The sequence below is a fragment of the Janthinobacterium sp. HH106 genome (assembly GCF_001758725.1).
Taxonomy (GTDB): domain Bacteria; phylum Pseudomonadota; class Gammaproteobacteria; order Burkholderiales; family Burkholderiaceae_D; genus Janthinobacterium.
This window is the reverse complement of the sequence record NZ_LRIC01000012.1, coordinates 1-25,511: the sequence shown is the minus strand read 5'-3', so window position 1 is coordinate 25,511 and position 25,511 is coordinate 1. Positions and strand designations below refer to the sequence as shown.

Annotated in this window: 23 protein-coding genes and 1 tRNA gene; 18 read left to right on the top strand and 6 right to left on the bottom strand. The window is 65.0% G+C overall.

All coding sequences use genetic code 11. From position 1 onward, the window contains the following. Positions 1–48 precede the first annotated feature (48 nt). Positions 49–1,125, bottom strand: a complete 1,077-nt coding sequence (gene chvE, locus JAB8_RS06195) for a multiple monosaccharide ABC transporter substrate-binding protein (protein ID WP_070218942.1) — start codon at positions 1,123–1,125, stop codon at positions 49–51. 375 nt (positions 1,126–1,500) lie between these two features. Here chvE and JAB8_RS06190 point away from each other — a divergent pair, with 375 nt between their 5' ends. The 15 genes from JAB8_RS06190 (at position 1,501) to gabD (ending at position 18,691) form a co-directional block, all read left to right on the top strand. After that, positions 1,501–2,661 carry a fumarylacetoacetate hydrolase family protein gene (locus JAB8_RS06190; protein ID WP_070288888.1) on the top strand — a complete coding sequence of 387 codons (1,161 nt, stop codon included), beginning with the start codon at positions 1,501–1,503 and terminating at the stop codon, positions 2,659–2,661. A 27-nt stretch (positions 2,662–2,688) separates the two neighbouring features. Then, positions 2,689–3,456 (top strand): SDR family oxidoreductase, encoded by a 768-nt coding sequence (locus JAB8_RS06185; RefSeq protein WP_070288887.1) that lies wholly within the window; start codon positions 2,689–2,691, stop codon positions 3,454–3,456. Beyond that, positions 3,453–5,240: an IlvD/Edd family dehydratase gene (locus tag JAB8_RS06180; RefSeq protein WP_070288886.1), complete on the top strand. Its 1,788-nt coding sequence runs from the start codon at positions 3,453–3,455 to the stop codon at positions 5,238–5,240. Before JAB8_RS06185 ends, JAB8_RS06180 begins: the two co-directional genes overlap by 4 nt. Positions 5,241–5,363: 123 nt before the next feature. Then, positions 5,364–6,365, top strand: coding sequence for a D-xylose ABC transporter substrate-binding protein (gene xylF, locus JAB8_RS06175; RefSeq protein WP_034752745.1), 1,002 nt, complete (start codon positions 5,364–5,366; stop codon positions 6,363–6,365). 197 nt (positions 6,366–6,562) lie between these two features. Then, on the top strand, positions 6,563–8,134 hold the full coding sequence (xylG, locus tag JAB8_RS06170; RefSeq protein ID WP_070288885.1) for a D-xylose ABC transporter ATP-binding protein: 1,572 nt from the start codon (positions 6,563–6,565) through the stop codon (positions 8,132–8,134). Then, positions 8,131–9,273, top strand: coding sequence for a sugar ABC transporter permease (locus tag JAB8_RS06165; protein ID WP_070218947.1), 1,143 nt, complete (start codon positions 8,131–8,133; stop codon positions 9,271–9,273). The genes xylG and JAB8_RS06165 overlap by 4 nt, the downstream gene beginning before the upstream one ends. Before the next feature lie 32 nt (positions 9,274–9,305). Then, a complete protein-coding gene (locus tag JAB8_RS06160; protein ID WP_070218948.1) occupies positions 9,306–10,505 on the top strand; it encodes a DNA-binding transcriptional regulator in 1,200 nt (399 codons plus the stop codon). Further along, entirely contained in the window at positions 10,502–11,269 is a 768-nt protein-coding gene (locus JAB8_RS06155) for a hypothetical protein (protein ID WP_083287248.1), read from the top strand. The genes JAB8_RS06160 and JAB8_RS06155 overlap by 4 nt, the downstream gene beginning before the upstream one ends. An 84-nt stretch (positions 11,270–11,353) precedes the next feature. Next, a complete protein-coding gene (locus tag JAB8_RS06150) occupies positions 11,354–12,367 on the top strand; it encodes a 2-dehydro-3-deoxygalactonokinase (protein ID WP_070218950.1) in 1,014 nt (337 codons plus the stop codon). Further along, complete coding sequence (gene araD, locus JAB8_RS06145; RefSeq protein WP_070288884.1) at positions 12,364–14,094, top strand: L-arabinonate dehydratase; 1,731 nt, start codon at positions 12,364–12,366, stop codon at positions 14,092–14,094. The genes JAB8_RS06150 and araD overlap by 4 nt, the downstream gene beginning before the upstream one ends. A 14-nt stretch (positions 14,095–14,108) precedes the next feature. Continuing rightward, positions 14,109–15,002 (top strand): SMP-30/gluconolactonase/LRE family protein, encoded by an 894-nt coding sequence (locus JAB8_RS06140; protein WP_070218952.1) that lies wholly within the window; start codon positions 14,109–14,111, stop codon positions 15,000–15,002. Between the two features lie 13 nt (positions 15,003–15,015). Then, positions 15,016–15,672 carry a bifunctional 2-keto-4-hydroxyglutarate aldolase/2-keto-3-deoxy-6-phosphogluconate aldolase gene (locus JAB8_RS06135; RefSeq protein ID WP_070218953.1) on the top strand — a complete coding sequence of 219 codons (657 nt, stop codon included), beginning with the start codon at positions 15,016–15,018 and terminating at the stop codon, positions 15,670–15,672. Between the two features lie 222 nt (positions 15,673–15,894). Beyond that, entirely contained in the window at positions 15,895–16,317 is a 423-nt protein-coding gene (locus tag JAB8_RS06130; RefSeq protein ID WP_070288883.1) for a CoA-binding protein, read from the top strand. Further along, positions 16,314–17,156 (top strand): PPK2 family polyphosphate kinase, encoded by an 843-nt coding sequence (locus JAB8_RS06125; RefSeq protein ID WP_121670809.1) that lies wholly within the window; start codon positions 16,314–16,316, stop codon positions 17,154–17,156. Before JAB8_RS06130 ends, JAB8_RS06125 begins: the two co-directional genes overlap by 4 nt. 80 nt (positions 17,157–17,236) lie before the next feature. Next, the gene (gabD, locus tag JAB8_RS06120) at positions 17,237–18,691 is read left to right on the top strand and encodes an NADP-dependent succinate-semialdehyde dehydrogenase (protein ID WP_070218955.1); all 1,455 of its coding nucleotides are present in this window, start codon (positions 17,237–17,239) and stop codon (positions 18,689–18,691) included. Positions 18,692–18,697: 6 nt separating this feature from the next. Here gabD and JAB8_RS06115 read toward each other — a convergent pair whose 3' ends face one another. Then, the gene (locus JAB8_RS06115; protein WP_070288882.1) at positions 18,698–19,822 is read right to left on the bottom strand and encodes a poly(3-hydroxybutyrate) depolymerase; all 1,125 of its coding nucleotides are present in this window, start codon (positions 19,820–19,822) and stop codon (positions 18,698–18,700) included. A 175-nt stretch (positions 19,823–19,997) separates the two neighbouring features. On the opposite strand from JAB8_RS06115, the gene JAB8_RS06110 reads away from it, so the two are divergent. Further along, a complete protein-coding gene (locus tag JAB8_RS06110; protein ID WP_070219106.1) occupies positions 19,998–20,591 on the top strand; it encodes a glutathione peroxidase in 594 nt (197 codons plus the stop codon). Between the two features lie 116 nt (positions 20,592–20,707). Next, complete coding sequence (locus JAB8_RS06105; protein ID WP_070218957.1) at positions 20,708–21,067, top strand: DUF1428 domain-containing protein; 360 nt, start codon at positions 20,708–20,710, stop codon at positions 21,065–21,067. Here the strand turns inward: JAB8_RS06105 and pabB are convergent. The 3 genes from pabB to JAB8_RS06090 form a co-directional block, all read right to left on the bottom strand. Continuing rightward, entirely contained in the window at positions 21,064–22,899 is a 1,836-nt protein-coding gene (gene pabB / locus JAB8_RS06100; protein ID WP_070288881.1) for an aminodeoxychorismate synthase component I, read from the bottom strand. The two genes, JAB8_RS06105 and pabB, sit on opposite strands and share 4 nt — an antisense overlap. 21 nt (positions 22,900–22,920) lie before the next feature. Continuing rightward, positions 22,921–23,496, bottom strand: a complete 576-nt coding sequence (gene slmA, locus JAB8_RS06095) for a nucleoid occlusion factor SlmA (protein ID WP_070218959.1) — start codon at positions 23,494–23,496, stop codon at positions 22,921–22,923. Between the two features lie 102 nt (positions 23,497–23,598). After that, positions 23,599–24,333 carry a pyrimidine 5'-nucleotidase gene (locus tag JAB8_RS06090; protein WP_083287249.1) on the bottom strand — a complete coding sequence of 245 codons (735 nt, stop codon included), beginning with the start codon at positions 24,331–24,333 and terminating at the stop codon, positions 23,599–23,601. A gap of 90 nt (positions 24,334–24,423) precedes the next feature. Between JAB8_RS06090 and JAB8_RS06085 the strand changes: the two genes are divergently transcribed. Next, on the top strand, positions 24,424–25,293 hold the full coding sequence (locus JAB8_RS06085) for a TraB/GumN family protein (protein ID WP_254679459.1): 870 nt from the start codon (positions 24,424–24,426) through the stop codon (positions 25,291–25,293). A 143-nt stretch (positions 25,294–25,436) separates the two neighbouring features. Here the strand turns inward: JAB8_RS06085 and JAB8_RS06080 are convergent. Further along, a tRNA-Thr gene (locus tag JAB8_RS06080) sits at positions 25,437–25,511 on the bottom strand.

Here is a 25,511-nt window from a genome sequence, read left to right as displayed (position 1 = left end):
CGTGAAGCGAAAGGCCCGGCAGTGCCGGGCCTTCAGTACCATGGATGCTTATTTCACTTGCGCTTCCGTGTAGTAGCCGCTGCCGGTGACGAGCACCTGCTTCCAGTTCGCCTTGTCGACGGTGACCGGTTTCAACAGGTAGGACGGCACGACCTTCACGCCGTTGTTATAGGTCTTGGTATCGTTGACGGCCGGCGTCTTGCCGCTCATCATCGCGTCGACCATATTGGCCGTGACCTTGGCCAGTTCGCGCGTGTCCTTGAACACGGTCGATGCCTGTTCGCCGCGGATGATCGATTTCACCGACGGAATTTCCGCATCCTGGCCCGTCACGACGGGGAACGGCTGTTTCGGCGTGCCGTAGCCGACGCCCTTGAGCGAGGACAGGATGCCGATGCTCAAGCCGTCATACGGCGACAGCACCGCGTCGACTCTCGCATTGCCGTAGTAGGCGCTGAGCAGGTTGTCCATGCGGGCCTGCGCCACGGCGCCGTCCCAGCGCAGGGTGGCGACCTTTTCCATGCCCATCTGCTTCGAGCGCACCACCAGCTTGCCGCTGTCGATGTACGGTTTCAGGACCGACAGCGCGCCGTTGTAGAAGAAGTGCGCATTGTTGTCGTCGGCCGAGCCGCCGAACAGTTCGATATTGAACGGACCCTTGCCTTCCTTGAGTTTCAGCGCCGATTCGATATAGCCCGCTTGCAGCACGCCGACCTGGAAGTTGTCGAAGGTGGCGTAGTAATCGATGTTTTTCGTGCCGCGGATCAGACGGTCATACGAAATGACCTTGATGCCCTTGTCGGCCGCCTTTTGCAGCACGTTCGACAAGGTGGTGCCGTCGATGGCGGCGATCACCAGCACCTTGGCGCCCTTGGTGATCATGTTTTCCACCTGCGCCAGCTGGTTCGGGATATCGTCGTCGGCAAACTGCAAGTCCGTCTTGTAGCCGCGCTCCTTGAATACCTTGACCATGTTGTCGCCGTCGGCGATCCAGCGCATGGACGATTTGGTCGGCATCGAGATGCCGATCGCGCCCTTGTCTGCGGCGCTTGCCACGGGCATTACCGCCATGCCGGAGATGGCCAGCGCCAGGCTCGCGGTCAGCATTTTCATTGTTGTTTTCATTTCAGGTCTCCACCGTCTTCGATAGTTGAATGTGCCAGGGCCGTCGTCCAGCGGGCGGGCTCCGTGCGAATGGCCGATTGCGGGCCACGGCTGATACTAGTTTGTCCATCCATCCCTCACCAATCACTTTTTTCGCATAGCCGATATCCAAAACGATATCGATAGGCCAATTGATGCAATGCGCCATAGTGCCCCTTCCCGCCTGCGGACAGGGCGGGAGCGCAGGCCGGGCGGCGGCTTTTTTTTGTGCGCTGCAATACCAATAATCATCATTCAATTTGGTGATTTTCGTAATTGCGGCGACACAGGGCGGCGCGCAGAATCGGTCCGAACTTGAAGACCAGCCATCCCGTCACGACCTTTTGAAAGCTTGTCATGCAGCCGATTTCCCCCGCCTCCCTGTTGCCCGCCGACCTGGCGCAGGCTCTCCTCATCGGCCGCATCTGGCGTGACGGCCCCTGCGTCGTCGCCGTGCGCGGCGGCGAGGTGGTCGACATCACGCAGACGGTAGCGACGGTGGCCGAGCTGTTCGAACGCAGCGATGCGCTCGATATCGCCCGCCATGCGCCCGGCACTGCGCTCGGCTCCGTGCAGGCGCTGCTGGAGCAGGCGCTGGCCGCGCCGGCCGGCGAGCCGCTGCTACTGGCACCGTGCGACCTGCAGGCCGTCAAGGCCTGCGGCGTGACCTTCGCCGTCAGCCTGCTCGAACGGGTGATCGAGGAACAGGCGGGCGGCGACGCGGCGCGCGCGGCAAGCTTGCGCGCCGCGCTGCAAACGACGCTGGGCGGCGACTTGTCCGCATTAAAACCCGGCTCGGAGGCGGCGCAGCGCTTGAAACAGCAGCTGCAGCAGCGCGGCGCCTGGTCGCAATACATGGAAGTGGGCATCGGCCCCGATGCGGAAGTGTTTACCAAGGCGCAGCCGATGTCGTCGGTCGGCTGCGGCGCGCAGGTGGGCTTGCTGCCATCGTCCGCCTGGAACAACCCGGAGCCCGAGATCGTCCTGGCCGTCAACAGCCGCGGCGAGGTGCTGGGGGCGACCCTGGGCAACGACGTCAACCTGCGCGACATCGAAGGGCGCAGCGCCCTCTTGCTGGGCAAGGCCAAGGATAACAACGGTTCCTGCGCCATCGGCCCCTTCATCCGCCTGTTCGACGAGCACTTCACGCTCGACACCGTGCGCGAGGCGGAAGTGTCGCTGCTGATCGAAGGCGCGGACGACGGCTTTGTGCTCGAAGGCGCCAGCTTCATGCGCGAGATCAGCCGCGACCCGCTCGACCTGGTGCGCCAGACGGCAGGCCAGTACCACCAGTATCCAGACGGCTTCATGCTGTTCCTGGGCACCATGTTCTCGCCCGTGAAGGACCGCGGCGCGCAGGGCGGCGGCTTCACGCACCACCTGGGCGACCGCGTGACGATTGCCAGCGCCGCGCTGGGCGCGCTGGTCAACGAAGTGCAGCGCTGCGATGCGATTGCCCCCTGGACGTTCGGCGTGCGCGCGCTGTACCAGAACCTGGCCCGCCGCGGTTTGCTTTGATCCGATTATTTTAAAAAGAGAGACACCATGCAGCATGCAACTTACCCCAGCCTGGCCGGCAAGCGCGTCGTCATCACGGGCGGCGGCACCGGCATCGGCGTGGCCATCGTCGAGGCGTTCGCGCGCCAGGGCGCCCACGTCACCTTCCTCGACATCGCCCGCGAGGCGTCGCTGGCGCTGCAGGAAAAGCTGGCGCACCTGGCGCAGCCGCCCGTTTTCCGCTATTGCGACCTGACGGACCTGGCAGCCCTGGCCGCCACCTTCGCCGAGATTGAACACAGCGCGGGCGCCACGGATATCCTCGTCAACAACGCGGCCAATGACGACCGCCACCAGCTGCAGGACGTCACGCCCGCCTACTGGGACGAGCGCATGGCCGTCAACCTGCGCCACCAGTATTTCTGCGCCCAGGCAGTGGCGCCGGGCATGCGCGCCAAGGGCAGCGGCGTGATCCTCAACCTGGGCTCGATTTCCTGGCACCTGGCGCAGGCAAACCTGTCGATCTACATGACGGCGAAAGCCGGCATCGAAGGGCTGACGCGCGGCCTGGCGCGCGACCTGGGTGCCGACGGCATCCGCGTCAACTGCATCATTCCCGGCGCCGTGCGCACGCCGCGCCAGGAGCGGCTGTGGCATACGCCGGAAGCGGAAGCCGTGATCCTGCAGGGACAATGCCTGCAACTGCGCGTGGAGCCGGAAGACGTGGCGGCGCTGGCGCTGTTCCTCGCGTCCGACAACGCCGCCAAGTGCGCCGGCCGCGAATACTATGTCGACGCAGGCTGGTACGGCGCATGAGTACCCCAGGCAACCGCCAGGCGCGGCGCTTCCGTTCGCAGGACTGGTTCGACAATCCCGATCACATCGACATGACGGCGCTGTACCTGGAGCGCTTCATGAACTACGGGATCACGGCCGAGGAACTGCGTTCGGGCCGGCCCATCATCGGCATCGCGCAAAGCGGCAGCGATATCAGTCCCTGCAACCGCATCCACCTGGAGTTGGCCCAGCGCGTGCGCGACGGCATCCGCGACGCGGGCGGCATCCCGATGGAATTCCCGCTGCACCCGATCTTCGAGAACTGCCGCCGTCCCACGGCCGCGCTGGACCGCAACCTCGCGTATCTGGGCCTGGTGGAGATCCTGCATGGCTATCCGATCGACGCCGTGGTGCTGACGACGGGCTGCGACAAGACCACGCCGGCCCAGCTGATGGCCGCGGCCACGGTGGACATTCCCGCCATCGTGCTGTCGGGCGGCCCCATGCTTGATGGCTGGATGGACGGCGAACTGGTCGGTTCCGGCGCGGCCATCTGGAAGGGCCGCCGCCAGCTGTCCGCCGGCTTGATCGACAACGACAAATTCCTGCAGATCGCCGCCGCCTCGGCGCCGTCGGCTGGCCACTGCAACACCATGGGCACCGCATCGACCATGAATGCGCTGGCCGAAGCGCTGGGCATGTCGCTGACGGGCTGCTCGGCCATCCCCGCGCCGTATCGCGAACGGGGCCAGATCGCCTATGCAACGGGGCGCCGCATCGTCGGCATGGCGCATGACGACGTGCGCCCGTCGAGCATCCTCACGCGCGAGGCCTTCCTGGACGCCATCATCGTCAACGCGGCCATCGGCGGCTCCACCAACGCCCAGCCGCACCTGATGGCCATGGCGCGCCATGCGGGCGTGGCATTGCACTCGAGCGACTGGATGGAACATGGCTACGACGTGCCGCTGCTGTTGAACATGCAGCCGGCCGGGAAGTATCTGGGCGAGCGCTTCCACCGCGCCGGCGGCGTGCCGGCCGTGATGTGGGAGCTGCAGCAGGCGGGCCTGCTGCATGCGGACCGGTTGACGGTCACGGGCCAGAGCATGGCGGCCAACTTGCAAGGCCGGGAGAGCGCGGACCGCGAGATGATCCGCCCGTTTGCCGCGCCGCTGAAGGAAAAGGCCGGTTTCATGGCCTTGCAGGGCAACCTGTTCGACTTCGCCATCATGAAGACCAGCGTGATCTCGCCCGCCTTCCGCGAGCGCTATCTGTCGCGCCCTGGCAGCGAGGGCGTGTTCGAGGCGCGCGCCATCGTCTTTGACGGTTCAAGCGACTATCATGCGCGCATCAACGACCCGGCGCTCAATATCGACGACAGCTGCATGCTGGTCATGCGCGGCGCCGGCCCTGTCGGCTGGCCCGGTTCGGCCGAGGTGGTCAACATGCAGCCGCCCGATGCCTTGCTCAAGGCCGGCATTCTGAACCTGCCGACCCTGGGCGACGGGCGCCAGTCGGGCACCTCGGACAGCCCCTCGATCCTGAACGCGTCACCGGAAAGCGCCGTCGGCGGCGGCCTGGCGCTGCTGCGCACGGGCGACATCATCCGCGTGGACCTGAACGGGGGCCAGTGCGACATGCTGGTCGATGCGGCTGAACTGGCGCGCCGCGCCATGGAACTGCCGCCGCCCGTCAACGACAGCGCCACGCCGTGGCAGGAAATCTACCGCGCCAGCGTGGGCCAGCTGGAAACGGGCGCCTGCATGGAGCTGGCCCTGAAATACCGCGCCGTGGGCCAGACCCTGCCGCGCCACAACCATTAGCAGTCGCAGCACGTAGGTCGGGTTAGCGCTTCGCGCGTAACCCGACACCACCACAGACATAAAATTTTTCAGCAGTACCCGCAGTTAAAAAATGTAGCTAAAAAATCCACAAGGAGACACACAATGAACAAGATCATCAGTGCAGCCATCATGACCGCCATGCTGGCATTGAGCAGCAGCGCCGCCCTGGCCGATGCGAAAAACCCGAAGATCGGCTTTTCCATCGACGACTTGCGCGTGGAACGCTGGACGCGCGACCGCGATTTCTTCATCGCCGCCGCCGAAAAGCAGGGCGCCAAGGTCTTCGTGCAGTCGGCCGACGCCAGCGAGCAGCGCCAGATTTCGCAGATCGAAAACCTGATCTCGCGCGGCGTGGACGTGCTGGTGATCGTGCCGTTCAACGCCACGGTGCTCAACAACACCGTCAAGGAAGCGAAAAAGGCCGGCATCAAGGTGTTGTCGTATGACCGCCTGATCCTGAACGCCGATATCGATGCGTATATCTCGTTCGACAACGAGAAAGTGGGAGAGATGCAGGCCGAAGGCGTGACCAAGCTGCAGCCGAAGGGCAATTACTATTTGCTGGGCGGCTCGCCCACCGACAACAACGCCAAGATGCTGCGCGAAGGCCAGATGAAGGTGCTCAAACCGTTCATCGACAAGGGCGATATCAAGATCGTCGGCCAGCAGTGGGTGAAGGACTGGAGCGCCACCGAAGCGCTGTCCATCGTGGAAAACGCGCTGACGGCCAACGGCAACAAGATCGATGCCATCGTCGCCTCGAACGACGGCACGGCCGGCGGCGCCATCCAGGCCCTGGCCGCGCAAAAACTGGCCGGCAAGGTGCCGGTCTCGGGCCAGGACGCCGATCTGGCGGCGGTCAAACGCGTCATCGCCGGCACGCAATCGATGACCGTCTACAAACCCCTGAAAACCATCGCCGCCGAAGCGGCCAAGCTGGCCGTGCAACTGGCGCGCAATGAAAAGCCCGCCTACAACTCCAGCTATGACAACGGCCTGAAAAAAGTCAGCACGGTGCTGCTCAAACCCACGCCCTTGACCAAGGCGAACGTGAACATTCTCGTCGACGACGGTTTCTATACCAAGGCGCAGCTGGGTAATTGATTACCCGCTTGCTGTCGGCTTACGCGCTGCGCGCTAAGCCGACCTACGATTGCCCGCATCGGCCGTTATCCGACAATCGCCGGCTCCGGAAACGCCGGTGGTGGTGTCGGCCGTCCGCATCGACCGTAGGTCGGATTAGCGGCGCCATGGGCGCCGCGTAATCCGACATTTCCCCCGTATCCGCAACGAGAGTGAGCATGTCCGACTATCTGCTTGAAATGAAAGGCATCGTCAAACAGTTTGGCGGTGTCCGCGCGCTCGACGGCATCGACCTGCAGGTGCGGGCCGGCGAGTGCATCGGCTTGTGCGGCGAGAATGGCGCCGGCAAGTCGACCCTGATGAAGGTGCTGTCCGGTGTGTACCCGCACGGCACCTGGGATGGCGAGATCCTGTGGGATGGCCAGCCCCTGCGCGCGCAATCGATCCGCGACACGGAAGACGCGGGCATCATCATCATCCACCAGGAACTGATGCTGGTGCCGCAGCTGTCCGTGGCCGAGAATATCTTCATGGGCCGCGAGCTCACCCTGCCCGGCGGGCGCATGCATTACGCGGCCATGTACAAGCGCGCCGACGAGCTGCTGCGCGAACTGAAAATTCCCGAACTGAACGTAGCGCAACCCGTGATGAATTACGGCGGCGGCCACCAGCAGCTGGTGGAAATCGCCAAGGCGCTCAACAAGAATGCGCGATTGCTGATACTCGACGAGCCGTCGTCGTCGCTGACGGCCTCGGAAATCGCCGTGCTGCTCGATATCCTGCGCGCGCTGAAGGCCAAAGGCGTCACCTGCATCTACATTTCGCACAAGCTCGATGAAGTGGCGGCCATCTGCGACACCATCGTCGTCATCCGCGACGGCAAGCATATCGCCACCACGCCGATGGCGCAGATGAACGTCGAGCGCATCATCGCGCAAATGGTGGGCCGCGAAATGAGCCAGCTGTATCCGCAGCGTGCGCAGCCGGCACCTATCGGCGAAGTGCTGTTCGAGGCGCGCCACGTAAGCTGCATCGACGCCGACAACCCGCAGCGCAAGCGCGTCGACGATGTGTCGTTCACCCTGCGAAAGGGCGAGATCCTCGGCATCGCCGGCCTGGTGGGGGCGGGGCGCACGGAACTCGTCTCGGCCCTGTTCGGCGCCTACCAGGGGCCGTGCCAGGCCGAAGTGTGGCTCGATGGCCGCCGCATCGACACTTCGTCCCCGCAAAAGGCGATTGCCATGGGCCTGGCCATGGTGCCGGAAGACCGCAAGCATCACGGCATCGTGCCCGATCTCGACGTGGGGCAGAACATCACCCTGGCCGTGCTGGAGCAATTCGCGCGTGCCACGCGCATCGATGGCGAGGCGGAATTGACGGCCGTGCGCGGCGAGATCGCGCAGCTGGAACTGAAGGCGGCTAGCCCGTCGCTGCCCATTACGAGCCTGTCGGGCGGCAACCAGCAAAAGGCCGTGCTGGCCAAGATGCTGCTGACGCGCCCGCGCGTGCTGATCCTCGACGAGCCCACGCGCGGCGTCGACGTGGGCGCCAAATATGAAATCTACAAACTGATGCTGGCGCTGGCCGACCGGGGCGTGGCCATCATCATGGTCTCGTCGGAACTGGCTGAAGTGCTGGGCGTGTCCGACCGCGTGCTGGTGATGGGCGAAGGCCGCCTGCGCGGCGACTTTATCAACGATGGCCTGAGCCAGGAAACCGTGCTGGCGGCGGCGCTGGACCAGCGCCCGGCGCCCGCCGCCAACACCGCAAACAAGGAACCCGCAGCATGAAACCGCACAGTATCAAACAGCTGTTCACCCAATACAAGATGCTGGCCCTGCTGATCGCCGTGGCGCTGATCTGGGCCTTTTTTTCGTGGAAAACGGAGGGCAGCTTCCTCACGCCGCGCAACCTGTCGAATCTGCTGCGCCAGATGTCCGTCACCGGCATCCTCGCCTGCGGCATGGTGCTGGTGATTATCGCCGGCGAGATCGACCTGTCGATCGGCTCCCTGCTGGGGCTACTCGGCGGCATCGCCGCCGTGCTGGACGTCACGCAGCACTGGCCGCTGGCGCTGAACCTGATGGCGGTGCTGGGCTGCGGCCTGGTGATCGGCCTGCTCAATGGCTACCTGACGGCGTACCGGGGCATCCCGTCCTTCATCGTGGGACTGGGCGGCATGCTCGCGTATCGCGGCATCCTGCTGGGCATCACGGGCGGCATCACGATCGCGCCCGTCTCCGAGCCGATGGTCTACCTGGGACAGGGCTACCTGCCTGCGGTGCCCGGCATCGTGCTGGGCATCGGCCTGTTCCTGCTGGCCGCCTTCCTGACGTGGCGCGCGCGCGCCAGCCGCGCCCAGCATGGCTTGCCGCAGACGGCGCCCTGGGCCGACGGCCTGCGCCTGGCCGTCATCGGCGCCGTGCTGTATGCCTTCGTGCGGACCCTGAACGGTTATGAAGGCATTCCGCTGCCCGTGCTGCTGCTGCTGGCCTTGCTGGGGCTGTTCAGCTACATCACCAGCCAGACCGTGTTCGGCCGGCGCATCTACGCCGTGGGCAGCAATATGGAAGCGACGCGCCTGTCCGGCATCAACGTCAAAGCCGTCAAGCTGTGGATCTTCGGCATCATGGGCCTGATGTGCGCGCTCGCTGGCCTGATCAACACGGGCCGCCTGGCGGCCGGTTCGCCGTCCGCCGGCACCTTCAGCGAACTCGACGCCATTGCCGCCTGCTTCATCGGCGGCACCTCGATGCGCGGCGGCTCGGGCACCGTGTACGGCGCCCTGATCGGCGCGCTGGTCATGGCCAGCCTCGATAACGGCATGTCCATGCTGGACGTGGACACCTACTGGCAGATGATCGTGAAAGGCAGTATCCTCACCCTCGCCGTGTGGGTCGATGTCAGCACGCGAGCCGGACGCAGATAGCCGTGAAACGATCTGGCACGGGAGGAGACACCATGAAGATGCCGACCGCGCACCGGATCGCGCTGCTGTTTAACGGGAATAAGATCTACGACCGCGACATCATCGCGGGCATCGCCGCCTACCTGAACACCACGCGCGTGTCGTGGGACCTGTTCCTGGAAGAGGACTTCCGTTGCCGCCTGCCCGGCATCGAGCGCTGGCAGGGAGACGGCATCATCGCCGATTTCGACGATCCCGCCGTCTGCGCGGCGCTGGCGCACAGCCGCCTGCCCGTGGTGGCCGTGGGCGGCTCGTATGCGCGCGAGGACGATTACCCGGCCGGCATCCCGTACGTGGCGACCGACAATTTCAAGATCGTCAAGCTGGCCTATGAACACCTGGTGGAAGCGGGACTGAGCCGCTTTGCCTGTTTCAGCCTGCCTGAGGCCGATGTCAACCGCTGGGCTCAGGAACGCGAAACGGCATTTTGCGCCCTGATGGAGCGCGACCACATGCGCGCCGACGTGTACCGGGGCGTGGCCACCAGCGCGCCGTCGTGGGACGAGGCGGTGGAGCAGCAGATCGCCTGGCTCAACAGTCTGGAAAAGCCCGTCGGCATCATCGCCGTGAGCGACGCGCGCGCGCGCCAGCTGCTGCAAGCGTGCATGCATGCGGGGATCGCCGTGCCGGAGCAAGTGGCCCTGATCGGCATCGACAACGACCCGCTGGCGCGCATGCTCACGCGCATTCCCTTGAGCTCCGTGATCCAGGGCACCGAGGAAATGGGCCGCACGGCCGCGCATTTGCTGCACCAGATGCTCAACGGCGCGCGCCTGTCCGGCACGCGCATCCTCGTGCCGCCGGCGGGCCTGAACGTGCTCGCGTCCACGCGCCACCAGCCCTTCCAGCATCCGCAGGTGATGCAGGCGCGCCACTTCATCCGCCAGTACGCCTGCCAGGGCATCAAGACGGAGCAGGTGGCCGATTACGTGGGCGTGTCGCGCTCCTCGCTCGAAGCGCACTTCCGCCACGAGCTGGGGCGCAGCGTGCACGACGAGATCCTGCATTTCAAGCTCGATGCGGCCAAGACCCTGCTGGCGCGCGGGCCGGGACAGGTGGCCGAGGTGGCCGTGCGTTGCGGCTTTACCACGGTGCAGTACATGCACGCCGTCTTCAAGCGCGAACTCGGCTGCACGCCGCGCGAATTCCAGCAGCGCAGCCGGCCGCCGCCAGCGCCCGGGCAGGCGCCATGATGCATCTGCTGCGCAATGCGCGCGGCATGCGCGTGGCCATCGACGCGCACGATGCCAGCGTGCGGGCCTGGTGGGCGCCCGACCGTTATGGCCGCCTGGCCGACGTGCTGGGCGCGGCACCCTCTGCGGCGCACGCGTCCACGGGCTGGCGGTGCGACCCGCCGGACGACGGCCGCTTGCTGCTGCGCCTGGCGCAGGACGGCCTGTCGGTGCGACTGGCCTACCGGCTTGACGACGATGGCAGCTTGCACCTCGACTGCGCCGCCACGGCCGATGCGGTTTCCCGTTTTGCGCTTGCCGCGCCCCGCTTCAATCTGCAGGGCGGCCGCGCTGCAGTGGGAGACCATGTGCTGCGTCTGGCAGCGGACCGCTACTGGCCTGGCGGCCACTCTTGCAGCGCTCCGCTCGACGTGGCAGGCAGCGCGTTTGACTTCCGCCAGCCGGCACCGCTTGCTTCACGCCTGGCCTGGCCTGCGCTGGCGCAATCGGCGGGATTCCGGCATGACTTTTACTGGACGGGCAGCGGCCAGCTGCGTGAGGCGGCGCGGGTTGCCGACCCCGCTTCCGGCCGGGTCCTGCGTTTTTCCAGCACCCAGGACAGCTGTCATCTGTATTCCGATGCGCGCTGTTTTTCCCTGCTGGCGCAGGGCGTGCAATTGCAGCCGGGACAGGTGAGGCGGTTCCAGCTCGCCTACCGTTTGGGCGTGCAGGATATCGATGCGTTTGACATATCCGAACCGGTATCAATGATGTCAAATAAGTGATTGGTCAGATATGCGGGGCAGTTCTACCATGGGGTAGTTTTTCCCTCATTTATTTTTGCCCTTACCGACGCTGCCAACCTGCCCATGAACATACTCACCATCGATGCCGGCACCACCAATACGCGTACCTTGCTGTGGCGCGGCGGCGCCGTCGTCGCCCAGGCGCAGCTGGAAACGGGCGTGCGCAATACCGCCATCGATGGCCATAACGGCGCGCTGAAACAGGCGCTGCGCGACACCATCGCCAGCGTGCTGGCCAGCGCCGGCATCGCGCCGTCGGCCGTGGACCTGGCGCTCGCTTCGGGCATGATCAGTTCGCCCATGGGTGTGCAGGAAGTGCCGCATCTGCCGGCGCCTGCCGGCCTGGCCCAGCTGGCGCAAGGCATGCAGGCGGTGGACTTGCCCGACGTGCTGGCGCAGCCCCTGTGGTTGATTCCCGGCGTGCGCAACCAGCATGGCGCCGTCGGCCTGCATAACGTCGAAGCGATGGACATGATGCGCGGCGAAGAGACGGAAGTCGTCGCGCTGCTCGAGCGCCTGCAGTTGCGCGGCGCGGCGACCCTGATCATGCCCGGCTCGCATACCAAATTGATCAGCGTGGACGAGCAGCGCCGCATCCTCGGCTGCAGCACCACCATCGCCGGGGAATTGCTGCAGGCGATCACGCAGCACACCTTGATCAAGCAATCGGTCGATGGCGGTTTTGCCCAGACCCTGGTGCCGAAAATGCTGCTGGCCGGCGCGGCCGCGGCGCAAAAAACGGGGCTGGCGCGCGCCTGCTTCAGCGTGCGCACCCTGGGCCAGTTCAGCGCCATCGAATGCAATGAGCGGGCCAATTTCCTGATGGGTGCCGTCCTCAGCGGCGACCTGCTGGCGCTGCGCAACAGCACCGCCATCCAGATGCGGCCCGATACGCCGCTCGTCATTACGGGCAAGCCCATGCTGCGCCAGGCGCTCGGCTTGCTGATCGAAGAACACGGATTTTTTTATGGCAAGCGCATCATCGTCGACGACCAGCAGCAAGACTATCTGGCCGGTCACGGTGCGCTGCTGATCGCCGCCGCGCGCGGCTTGATTTCCCCGCAGGAGACAGTATGAGCAGCAACAAGAACAAGCGTCCCTTGCGTTCGCAAGCGTGGTTTGGCGGCGACGACAAGGACAGTTTCATTCACCGCAGCTGGATGAAGAACCAGGGCTATCCCGGCGACGCTTTCGATGGCCGTCCCGTCATCGGCATCTGCAATACCTGGTCCGAACTGACGCCCTGCAATGGCCATTTCCGCGACCTGGCCGAGATGGTCAAGCGCGGCGTGCTCGAAGCGGGCGGCTTTCCCGTCGAATTTCCCGTCATGTCGCTGGGCGAGACGAATCTGCGCCCGACGGCCATGCTGTTCCGTAACCTGGCCAGCATGGATGTGGAAGAATCGATCCGCGCCAACCCCATCGACGGCGTGGTGCTGCTGACGGGCTGCGACAAGACCACTCCCGCGCTGCTGATGGGCGCGGCCAGCGTGGACTTGCCCACCATCGTGCTGTCTGGCGGCCCCATGCTGAACGGGAATTACCGGGGCAAGCCGATCGGCTCGGGCACGGACGTGTGGAAGTTTTCCGAAGACGTGCGCGCCGGGCGCATGACCTCAAACGAATTCAAGCAGGCCGAATCGTGCATGTCGCGCTCCGCCGGCCACTGCATGACCATGGGCACGGCATCGACCATGGCCAGCATGGTCGAAGCGCTGGGCGTGACCCTGCCCGGCAACGCGGCCATTCCCGCCGTCGATGCGCGCCGCAAGCTGCAGGCGCAGCTGACGGGCCGGCGCATCGTCGACATGGTGCATGAAGACCTGAAACTGTCGCAGATCCTCACGCGCGAAGCGTTTGAAAACGCCATCATGGTCAACGGCGCCATCGGCGGCTCGACCAATGCCGTGATCCACCTGCTGGCCATTGCCGGGCGCATCGGCGTGGACATGCGCCTGGGCGACTGGGACCGCCTGGGCCGCGACATTCCCTGTTTGCTCAACCTGATGCCGTCGGGCCAGTACCTGATGGAAGATTTTTATTATGCGGGCGGCCTGCCCGTGATCATCCGCGACTTGCTGGGCAAATTGCATGGCGGGGCGCTCACCGTCACGGGCGCCAGCATGGCCGTCAACGTGGCCGAGGCGGAAAATTTCAATCCCGAAGTGATCACGCCGCTGGCGCAGCCATTCAAGGACGAAGGCGGCATCGCCGTCCTGCAGGGCAACCTGGCCCCGCGCGGGGCCGTCATCAAGCCCTCGGCCGCGTCGCCCGAGCTGATGCAGCACCGTGGCCGCGCCGTCGTCTTCAACAGCATCGAGCATTACAAAAAGCGCGTCGACGATCCCGCGCTCGATATCGATGCCAGCTGCGTGATGGTGCTGCAAAATTGCGGCCCGCAGGGCTACCCTGGCATGGCCGAGGTGGGCAATATGGGATTGCCGAAAAAACTGCTGGAGCAGGGCGTGCGCGACATGGTGCGCATCTCGGACGCGCGCATGAGCGGCACGGCCTACGGCACGGTGGTGCTGCACGTGGCGCCGGAAGCGGCCGTGGGCGGGCCGCTGGCGCTGGTGCGCGACGGCGACATGATCGAACTGGACGTGGCGGGACGGCGCTTGCACCTGGACGTCGACGAGGCCGAGCTGGCGCGCCGGCGCGCAGAATGGCGCGCCCCCGAGCCGGCCATGAAGGGCGGCTACCAGTCCATGTACATCAAGCACGTGACGCAGGCCGACGAAGGCGCGGATCTGGACTTCCTCGTCGGCTGCCGTGGTTCGGCAGTACCACGCGAATCTCACTGAAAGAAGGAATAGACATGGGGACACAGGCCCAATTACTGGTCGATGCGCAGAATTTCCTGGGCGAGGGTGTGCGCTGGTGCGAACGCAGCGGCCGCGTTTTCTGGACGAATATCGAAGGCTGCCAGCTGCATGCGCTGGTGCTGGCCACGGGGGAGCGCCAGCGCTGGGACATGCCCGAGCGCCTGGCCTGTTTCGCGCTGACGGACCGCGACGACATCCTGTTGCTGGGACTGGCCTCGCGCCTGGCGTGGTTTGACGCGTGCAGCGGGGCCGTCACGCCCTTGCATACGGTGGAGGGCGACCTGCCCATGACGCGCCTGAACGATGGCCGCTGCGACCGCCAGGGACGCTTTGTCTTCGGCACGCTCGATGAGCGCCCGTGCCGCGATGCGATCGCCAGCTTCTACCGCCTCAACCTGGACTTGAGCCTGGAACGGCTGCCGCTGCCGCAGATCGCCATCTCGAACAGCATCTGCTTCAGCGTCGATGGCACGGCCATGTATTTTTGCGATTCGATGAAGAAGGCGATCTACCGCTGGGATGATTACCTGGGCGGCGACGCCAGCCGGGTACGTGTGTTTGCCGTGCTCGATCCGGGGCCGGGCGCCGCCGACGGCGCCACCATCGATGCGGATGACCACTTGTGGAGCGCGCAGTGGGGCGCGGGCAGGGTCTTGCGCTTCGCGCCGGACGGCAGCGTCGAACGGGCGATAGCCTTGCCCGTCTCGCAGCCCAGCTGCGTCAGCCTGGGCGGCCCGCATTACGATGAATTGTTCGTCACGACGGCGCAGGAAAGCTTGACCCCGGTCCAGCTGGCGGGCGAACCGCTGGCCGGCGGATTGTTTCATGCGCGCCAGGTGGGCGTGCGCGGTTTGCCGGAAGTGCGCTTTGGCGCCCTGCCGGCCTGACAGGAGAGAGCCGATGCAAAAGCACATGGTTTTCAATGGCATCCTCGGGCGGGGCATGGTCGGCATCGTGCGCGCCAATTCGGCGCAGGCGGCCGTGCAGATCGCCGAGGCGTGCATCGCCGGCGGCATCACGGCGCTGGAAGTGGCGTTCACCACGCCCGATACCCTGGGCGTGCTGCGCACCTTGCGCGAACGCCATGGTCCTGACGTGCTGTTGGGCGCGGGCACGGTGCTCGATACGGAGACGGCGCGCGCCGCCATCCTGGCCGGCGCGCAGTTCATCATCTCGCCCGGCGTGAACGTGGAGACGATTACGCTGTGCCAGCGCTACCAGGTGCTGTCCATGCCGGGGGCGATGACGCCGACGGAGATCGTCACGGCCCTGCAGGCGGGCGCCGACATCGTCAAGGTCTTCCCCGCCGAGATGTTCGGCCCCGCCTATATCAAGGCCCTGCGCGCCCCGTTGCCGCAAGCGCCGCTGATGCCGACGGGCGGCGTGACGGTGGAGAACCTGCCGGAATGGTTTGCCAGCGGCGCCGTGGCCGTGGGCATCGGCAGCAGCCTCAGTGGCCCGGGCGCCACGGGAGATTACGCGGCCGTGACGGCGCGCGCGCAAGCTTTCGTGGCGCAGATGGCGGCCGTGCGTATGGCTAAGAGCCTATCCCAGTAGATGAATGCATCCCCTGCTGACGCCCCTCAGGAGCGGGGACTGCGTTGATCGTCGTCGCGTGGCTCGCCACGCGTCCTCCTCACGCCTTGTCCGCGCTCCTGATGCGTTGCCAGCAGAAGACGCTCCCTACCGGGATAGGCTCTAAGTCTTCTGGCTAGCTCCCGGCGGGACGGGAATCTGCTACGCTAGGCGGGCAATGTCGCACGCCTCATAGACCAGAATATGCCCAACATCGCCCGCATCCTGCAAGACAGCCGCATCATCGCCATCGTCGGCATGTCCGACAAGCCTGAACGCGCCAGCCACGAAGTGGCCGATTACCTGCTGCGGCAGGGCTACCGCGTGTTGCCCGTCAATCCGGCCCTGGCCGGGCGCGACGTGCTGGGCCAGCGCGCCTATGCCACCCTGGCGCAGGCCGCGGCGGCTGTCGCGCCGGCGCGCATCGACATCGTCGACTGCTTCCGCAAGCCGGCAGATATCCTGCCCATCGCCGAGGAAGCCATCGCCGTCAAGGCGGGCTGCCTGTGGCTGCAGCTCGACGTCATCAATGAGGAGGCGGCGCAGCTGGCGCGGGCGGCGGGCCTGGACGTGGTGATGGACCATTGCACAAAAATCGAGCACCGCAAGCTGGCGGTGGCGGCATGAAGGCGCGCACGCAATTCCGGGCCGGCAAAGGTTTTGATCTGAACGAGGAATTCGCCGGCAAGCGCCTGCTGGGCGCGGCCACCAAGGCGGCCAACAAGAAGCTGACCCCAGCCCAGTGCAAGGCCCTGGACCGCGAGGAAACCGTGGCGTTGACGGCGCAGATCGCCGAGTGCCAGAGCATGCTGTACGCGCAGCACAAAAAGAAGGTGCTGCTGGTCCTGCAGGGCATGGATACCTCGGGCAAGGATGGCACGGTGAAGGCCATCTTCAGCAATATCAACCCGATGGGCATCCGCGCCGTGGCGTTCAAGGGCCCCACCGATATCGAACTGGCGCACGATTACCTGTGGCGCGTGCATCAGCACGTGCCGGTGAAGGGCGAGATCGCCATCTTCAACCGCAGCCATTACGAGGATGTGCTGATCACGCGCGTGCAGGACATGATCGACAAGGCCGAATGCCAGCGCCGCTACGCGCAGATCCGCGATTTCGAGCGCATGCTGAGCGAGACGGGCACCGTCATCCTGAAAGTCTTCCTGCATATTTCGAAAGACGAGCAGCGGGGACGGCTGCAGGAGCGGCTCGACGATCCCGACCGCCAGTGGAAGTTCGATCCCAACGATATCGCCCAGCGCAAGAAGTGGGATGGCTACCAGCGCGCCTATGAAACGGCGATCCGCGAGACCGATGCCGATCACGCGCCGTGGTACGTCGTGCCATCGAATTCCAAAACGCAGCGCAACCTGGTGGTGGCCTCGCTACTGCTGGAAACGCTGCAGGCCATGAAACTCGAATACCCGGCGCCGGACCCGAAACTGTCGTCTTTCAAGGTCGAGTAGTTCCGCCCATCGCCTGCGGAATCGGCCGCGCTGTGGCATAGTATCCCTCGTCGATAATTCAAACCAGACCGGAGATCCATATGCTGCAGTTGAAAGATCCTACCTTGTTGCGTCACCAGGCTTACGTGAATGGAGCCTGGGCGGATGCCGATGGTGGCCAGACGATTAATGTGAGCAATCCCGCCACCGGCGAGCATATCGGCACGGTGCCCCTGATGGGCGCGGCCGAGACGCGCCGCGCCATCGAGGCGGCCAATGCCGCCTGGCCCGCCTGGCGCAAGAAGACGGCCAAGGAGCGCGCGGCCGTGCTGCGCCGCTGGCATGACCTGATCCTGGAAAACGCCGACGACCTGGCGCTGATCATGACCACCGAGCAGGGCAAGCCCTTGCCGGAAGCGAAGGGCGAAGTGCAGTTCGGCGCCTCGTTCATCGAGTGGTTTGCCGAAGAAGGCAAGCGCGTTGCAGGCGATACCCTGCAATCGCCGTGGCCCGACCGCCGCCTGGTCATCACCAAGGAGCCGATCGGCGTGTGCGCCGCCATCACGCCGTGGAATTTCCCTGCTGCCATGATCACGCGCAAGGTCGGCCCGGCCCTGGCCGCCGGCTGCCCGATGGTCCTCAAACCGGCCGAGGCAACGCCGTTTTCCGCGCTGGCGTTGGCCGTGCTGGCCGAGCGCGCGGGCGTGCCGGCGGGCGTGTTCAGCATCGTCACGGGCGCGCCGAAAGACATCGGCGGCGAAATGACATCGAACCCCATCGTGCGCAAGCTGACGTTTACGGGCTCGACCCAGGTGGGCCGTTTGCTGGCGGAACAGTGCGCGCCGACGATCAAGAAACTGTCGCTGGAACTGGGCGGCAATGCGCCGTTCATCGTCTTCGACGACGCCGACCTGGATGCGGCCGTGGAAGGCGCCATCGCCTCGAAATACCGCAACGCGGGCCAGACCTGCGTGTGCGCCAACCGCCTGTACGTGCAGGACAGCGTGTATGACGCGTTTGCCGACAAGCTGGTGGCTGCTGTGGCCAAGCTGAAAGTCGGCAATGGCATCGAGGCGGGCGTCACGCAAGGCCCGCTGATCGATGCGAAGGCCGTCGCCAAGGTGGAAGAGCACGTGGCCGACGCGCTGGGCAAGGGCGGCCGCCTGCTGGCCGGCGGCAAGCGCCATGCGCTGGGCAACGGCTTCTTCGAGCCGACCATCATCGCCGACGTGACGAACGACATGCGCGTGGCCACCGAGGAAACCTTCGGCCCGCTGGCGCCCCTGTTCCGCTTCAAGACGGACGATGAAGTCATCGCCCTGGCCAACAACACGGAATTCGGCCTGGCCGCCTACTTCTATTCGCGCGACATCGGCCGCATCTGGCGCGTGGCAGAAGGCCTGGAAACGGGCATGGTCGGCGTCAACACGGGCCTGATCTCGAACGAGATCGCCCCCTTCGGCGGCGTCAAGCAATCGGGCCTGGGCCGTGAAGGATCGACCTACGGTATCGAAGACTACCTCGTGATCAAGTACATCTGCATGGGCGGCATCTAAGGCCGCTTAACGCGAGCCGCGGCGCGCGGCGAGGCGGTCCAGCATGCCCTTGACCGCTTCCATCTGCGTGCCGCTCTTGCGGTAGAAATCCGGGTCGATCGGGTTGATGCTGGTGTAGCCCCAGAAATCCCAGCAGCCTTTCGGGTTGTACGGATAGACGGGGCTCGGTTCGGCCTGCGGATACAGCACGATGATCTTGTTGGCGTCCGCCACCTGGTTGTAGCCGGTGCTGGTATAGAAACGGTCGCCGATCGCCTGCGTCGTTTGCAGGCAGCCGTGGAACACCACGTGCACGCGGCAGCTCTCGCTGTCGCACGCTTTCGGGATGTAGGCGTAGCCCGTATTGTTCATGCTCGAATACGCGTTCTGGATGAAGCTGCGCTGGTTGAAGGCGATCAGCTTGCCCGTCAGGGTGGTCGACGACGGTTGCAGGTCCGGGTACAGGTGCTGCAGGATGTCGCGCGCCTGGACGTAGTCGCAGTCGTTGATGAACGGCGACTCCGTCACGGCGCACGGCTTGTCCTGATTGCTGTCGGTCAAAATGGCGTGGCCCGCGCCTAGCGTGTCGACGAAGCGGATCTGCGCCGCCGGCGTGCCTGCCAGTTGATAGAATTTCCCCACCTGTTCCACCACCGGCCGCGTCACGGTCTGGTCTTTCGTTCCGCTGAACAGATACACGCGCTGGCGTTTCAGGTTGGCCGTGTCATCGATGAGACGTTCGCGCGCAAAATCGTTCGCCGCGCGCAGCAATTCGCTGGCGACGGGCGGCGCCACTTGCGCGCTGCCCGGATTCATGCAAGTGGTCAGGGCATTCGTCAGGTAGGGAATATACGGGAAGCGGCCCGGCTGGCCCGAGCAGAAATACGGGCCGCCCGCGATGATGCCGGCGCCGGCGACGGTGGCCGAGTAGGCGACGGCAAACTGCGCCGCCATGAAGCCGCCCGAGGACAGGCCGGACACGGTGGTCTGGCTCAGATCGGCCTGGTAGGCGGGCAGGGCGGGGGCGTCCTTGGTTGCGGCGGGCTTGGCGGCTTTGGCCGTCGTGGCGGCGTGCGTGCTGGCTGGCGCCAGGATGAGCAGGCTGGCGGCCAGCAGGGCGGTGGGTAATGCGGTCAGGTGAGGGAAGGGCATGGCAACTCCACAAGGCAGGGACAGGAAGGCCGAGCATAGGTAAAAAAACTGTGCGCTGGGCAAGTACTGCACCGTCGTTGATGTCGCTCAAGCTATCGCTGTTGTTGTCCGTCTTGTACGCGCGCGCGGCGTTTGACATAGAATGGTTTTTTTCCGTTCAACCATGGTGCCCCTCATGTCCAAGACCCTTGCCCAGCTGTTTGCGCTTACCACCCTTGCCGCCGGCGCCAGCCTGGCCATGCCGGCCCATGCCGCCGAAACCGCGCCAGCTGCCATAGCTCCGGCCGCCTGCCCCGCCATCCTCAAGCAGACCTTCAACCGCCTGCAGGATGAAGCGCCGCAAAACCTGTGCCAGTACGCAGGCAAGGTCGTGCTGGTCGTCAATACGGCCAGTTATTGCGGTTTTACCAATCAATATGAAGGTCTCGAGGCGCTGTACGCCAAGTACGGCAGCAAGGGCCTGGTGGTGCTGGGTTTCCCGTCGAACGATTTCGGCAAGCAGGAGCCGGGCAACAGCAAGGAAATCGCCGATTTCTGCTACAACACCTATGGCGTGAAGTTCCCCATGTTTTCGAAGTCCGTCGTCTCCGGCCCCAATCCGAACCCGCTGTATGTGGACCTGATCAAGCAGACGGGCAAGACCCCGGCCTGGAATTTCCACAAATACCTGATCGACCGCCACGGTAAAGTGGTGGAAAGCTTCCCCAGCAAGGTGACGCCGGACGACAAGAAACTCGTTGGCGCGGTGGAAAAAGCGCTGGCGATGTAAATTGCAGATACACAAGCAGGCTTGAACGCCTGCTTTTTTTTTAATGCCGTGCTTGTCGTCTTGCCATCATTATCCTAAGCTGGTTGTTCGCGTTTGTCACAACAAAGGAGATCATCATGGCATATGTCGATGGATTTGTGGTGCCCGTACCGAAAGCCAAGCTCGATGCTTATCTGGCCATGTCGCGCAGTTGCGGCGCCGTCTGGCGCGAATATGGCGCGCTGGAATTTCGCGAGTGCGTGGGTGACGATGTCAAGCCGGGCAAGCTGACTTCGTTCCCGCAGGCGGTGGACTTGCAGGATGGCGAAGTGGTGGTGTTTTCATGGATTGTGTATGAGTCGCGCGCCAAGCGCGATGAAATCAACGACAAGGTCATGAAAGACCCGCGCCTGGCCGAGATGATGGACCCGGCCAAGCTGCCGTTCGATGGCAAGCGGATGATCTACGGCGGTTACGAGATGCGTGTCGATCTTTAAATAAGAGCAGCCGGCAGCGCCCCGCGCAGCGCATTGCACACGACGATCGCCTCTGCCCGCGCCAGCATGGCCCGCGTGATGATGGTTTCCTGCGCGTTCCAGGCGGGATCGGCCAGCATGGCTGCGCGCTGCACGCCGGGCAGCAGGCCGCAGGACAGGGGCGGCGTATGCCAGCGGCCATCGAGCAGGACGAAGACATTGCTGCGTCCGCCCTCCGTCAGCTCGCCCCGCTCGTTAAAGAACAGCATGTCGAAGGCGCCTTGCGCCTCGGCCGCGCGCCACGCTGCGTCATAGCGCGCGCGCACGCTGCTCTTGTGGCGCAGGAACAGGTCGTCGGCATTCGTGGCCTCGGGCGCCAGCATGATGTTGACCGTCTCCGGCAAGGGCGACAGGGCGCCGCTTTGCGTCGTAAACTGGCCGTCCTGGCGCAGCGCCAGGCGCAGGCGGAAGGGCGCATTGTCGGGGCGCGCGGCGCAGGCCGTCTGCAGCGCGGCGCGGGCCGCGTCCGCATCCCAGGCAAAACCGAAGTAGGCGCAGGAGGCGGCCAGGCGCGCCAGGTGGCGCTCCTGCTGGCGGCAGCCGCCGGCGCGGCTCGCGTGCAGGGTCTCGAACAGTTCGAAGTCATTGGTCAGCCCCGTCAGGAAGCGGGCCTTGAGCTGGCATTCCGCAAATTCCTCGTGCGGGTCGCTGTCGAGGACGATGCCGGCGCCCACGCCCATCTCGCCGCGCCGCAGGCCGTCAGGGCCCGCCGGCTGCAGGGCCAGGGTGCGTATCGGCACGGACATGCAGAAGTCGCCCACGGCGTGGGCACTACCGGCGCTTGGCGGATCGAACCAGCCGATGGCGCCCGTGTAGATGCCGCGCGGCGCCGGTTCCAGTTCGGCGATGATCTCCATGGTGCGGCGTTTCGGCGCGCCCGTGATCGAGCCGCACGGATACAAGGCCTGGAAGATGTCGGCCAGGCTGGCGTCGCCGCGCAAACGCGCCTGCACGGTGGACGTCATCTGCAGCACGCTGCTGTAGCGCGTCACCTGGAACAGGGCGGGCACCTTGACGGAGCCCGTGGCGGCGATGCGGCCGATGTCGTTGCGCAGCAGGTCGACGATCATCAGGTTTTCCGCGCGGTTTTTCGGATCATTGGTCAGGACGGCCGCGCGGCGCGCGTTTTCGTCCGTTTGTTCAGGCGGGGCCGCCGGCGCCGTGCCTTTCATCGGACGCGCCGTCAGTTCGCCCTGCGCATGGCGCACGAACAGCTCCGGCGACAGCGACAGCAGGGCGCCGCCATCGGGCAGCATCACCAGCGCGCCATACGGCACGGGCTGGCGGGCGCGCAGCCGCGCATACAGGGCCAGAGGCGAGCCGAAGGCGTCGAAGCGCAGCCGATACGTATAGTTGACCTGATAGGTGTCGCCGGCCACGATGTAGTCGTGGATGCGCCCCAGCGCGCGCGTGAATTCGGCCTGATCCACGTTGGCGCGGATGCCGGCGATGCCGGCCGGCGTTTGCGCCGCTGGCGTACGAGCGGCCAGCCACTGCAGCACCTCGTCCTGCGACAGCGGCGTGCAATGTTCGAAGACGAGCACCTGCGCCAGCGGCGGCGCGCCGGGATCCGCCGCGCGCGGCGGCATGGCCAGCAAGTGCGCGCCCAGCTCGTAGCTGCACACGCTGACGGCATACTGGCCGCGTTCCAAGGCCGCTTGCAGCCCTTCGAGCAGGGCCGGCCACTGTTCCCCCTCGCTGCACCGCAAGACCGCCGTCAGGCCCGTGTACAGGCGCGATGCGGCGCCGGGCGTGCTGGCGTCGTCGAGCAGGGCGAAACAGTCGGTATGCATGGGGACAGCCGCGGCGGTGACTTACCCCAGCAGCATGGCGATTTGCAGCGCCGCTTCCTGGGAGGGATTGATCTTGAAGCCGCTCTTGGCGTAGCGGTGCCAGCGTCCAATGACGAAGCTGACGATCAGGGTGGCGCGCGCCGCCACTTCGTTTTCCTTGCCATGGCCTTCGGCGGCGGCCACGCGCAAGGCCTGCTTGAGCGCCAGCTCCACGCGGTCGTAGAACTGGTTCATGCGCACTTGCAGGCGCTCGTCCTCATTGACCAGCGCATCGCCGATCAGTACGCGCGTCATGCCCGGATTGCTGATGGCGAAATTGAGCAGCATGCCGATGATGTCGCGCGTCTGCGTCATCCCGTCGCTGTGCTTTTCCGCGATCTGGTTGATCAGGCCGAAGACGCTTGACTCGATGAATTCGATCAGCCCTTCGAACATTTGCGCCTTGCTGGCGAAATGGCGGTACAGGGCCGCTTCCGAGACGGCCAGTCTGGCCGCCAGTGCGGCGGTGGTGATCTTTTCGCCTTTCGGCTGCTCCAGCATTGCGGCGAGGGCCTGAAGAATTTGTAGCCTGCGTTGGCCCGGCGGTGTGCTTGCCATATTTTCTCTTGTCGTTAAAAAAAATGCTGCCTTGATGGGGAAGTCCGTCACCGCCGCTAGCGGTGCAGCTTCCGGCGTCAGCCGGAAGTCCAGGAGTCCCCTTCAACGCAGACGGTGAAGGCGGCGTGCCAAATGCCGGACAGATTTTACTTTGACATCGACGTAAGCGGGGCGATTTAACGCCTTGGGCAACTTCGCCACGCCGATCGGGTCGGCCATTTTCAGGTATTGCGTGACCCAGGCCGTGCGCAGGCCCAGTCTTTTTGCGCCCTTCAGGTTGGCGAGGGTGTCTTCCACCAGGATGCAGCGGCCAGGGCGGATCTGGTGCTTGCGCATCAGTTTGCGCAGCATCAGCGTCGATGGCTTGGGCCGCAGCTGGCGGTGCACCTGCATCGCCTCGATGGCGACGTGGTGTGAAAAGTGCTGGCGCAGTCCCAGGTGGCGCATCACGTCGCTCGAATAGCGCAGCGGCGCGTTGGTGAGTAAAATTTTACGGCCAGGCAGGCGTTTGAGTAAAGCCCCCAGTCCCCGCTCGGCGCGTATCATGGCGCGCAAATCGTCGAAGGCGTGCGTCTCGTGCAAAAAATGCGCGGCCTGCACCTGATGGTGCTTGACCATGCCCAGCAAGGTGGCGCCATAGCGGCGCCAGTAGGCCGCGCGCGCCGCATTGACGATGGCGTCGTCGGCCGGCGTCACGCCGTCGCCCAGCACCCGGGCAATATACGTGTTCATATTGGCCGTGATGGTGGGGAAGATGGCGTGCGAGGCATTGTGCAGCGTGTTGTCGAGGTCAAACAGCCAGACCGGCGACGAGCGGTTAAGATGGGACACAGGCACGAGAGTCTTTGCTAGCGAGAGAAGATGAAAAATTCAACAATCAGGAAAACCATGCGACGCCAGATTATAGTGATGTTTTGCGGATTATTCTTGCTGCCGTTGCAGGCGGCCTTCGCCGAAGCGCCGCCCGTGGCGCAAAACCGCGGCGCGCTGTTCAAGGTGCAGGATGCGGCCCACACCCTGTATCTGTTCGGCACCATCCATGTCGGCGCGCCCGATTTTTACCCGCTCGAGCCGACAGTAACGCAGGCGCTGCACCGGGCCGGGGCGCTGGCGCTGGAGATCGACCCCGGCGCCGATCCGCGCAAGGCTGTGAGCGCCGTGCTGAAATACGGCATGGAGGCGCCGGGCAGCAAAGTGCCGGCCGACTGCCGCCAGACCCTGGCTCCGCGCCTGGCGCCGCTGTTGCAAAAATACGGCATTCCGGCCGAATCGGTGGCGCCGATGAAGCCATGGATGCTCGCCAGCGTGCTGGCCATCGGCGAATTTGCCACCCTCGGTTACCGCTCCGACCTGGCCGTCGACAATTATCTGTCGCAGCAGGCCAAGGCGCGCAAGATCCCCGTGGTGGAACTCGAATCGATGGAAGGCCAGATGGCGCTGTTTGGCGCCATGTCGCCGCTTGAGCAGTGCCGTTTCCTGGAAGACGGCGTGGCGTCGATCGAAGACCAGGAACAAAGCCAGGAAGCGCGCGAGATCGCCGATGCATGGCGCAACGCCGACGCGGCCGCCTTCGACAAGCTGGCGGCAAAGGCGGCGACGGACCCCTCGTTCGCCGCGCAGTTCGTGCAAAAGGTGTTGCTGGACGGCCGCAACCCGGCCCTGGCCGACGGCATCGCCAAACTCCTGGCGCGCGAAAAGCACAGCCTGGCCGCCATCGGCGTGCTGCACCTGGTCGGAGAAAAAAGCGTGCCGGATTTATTGCGTCAGAAGGGCTTGAAGGTCGAGCGGGTGTATTGAAACGCGGAGGCGATGCGGGCGACGGATAGCAGAGCAGATGGAAAAATGTTCAGGGCAAGGCGGACTGACGAAGACAGTACGCATGTACGGCGAGGAAGGACAACGCCGCCATGGGCATTTTTACAGCTGCGGGGAAAGGATACTGGTGCCCTTGACGTGGATCGAACACGTGGCCTCTCCCTTACCAAGGGAGTGCTCTACCACTGAGCTACAAGGGC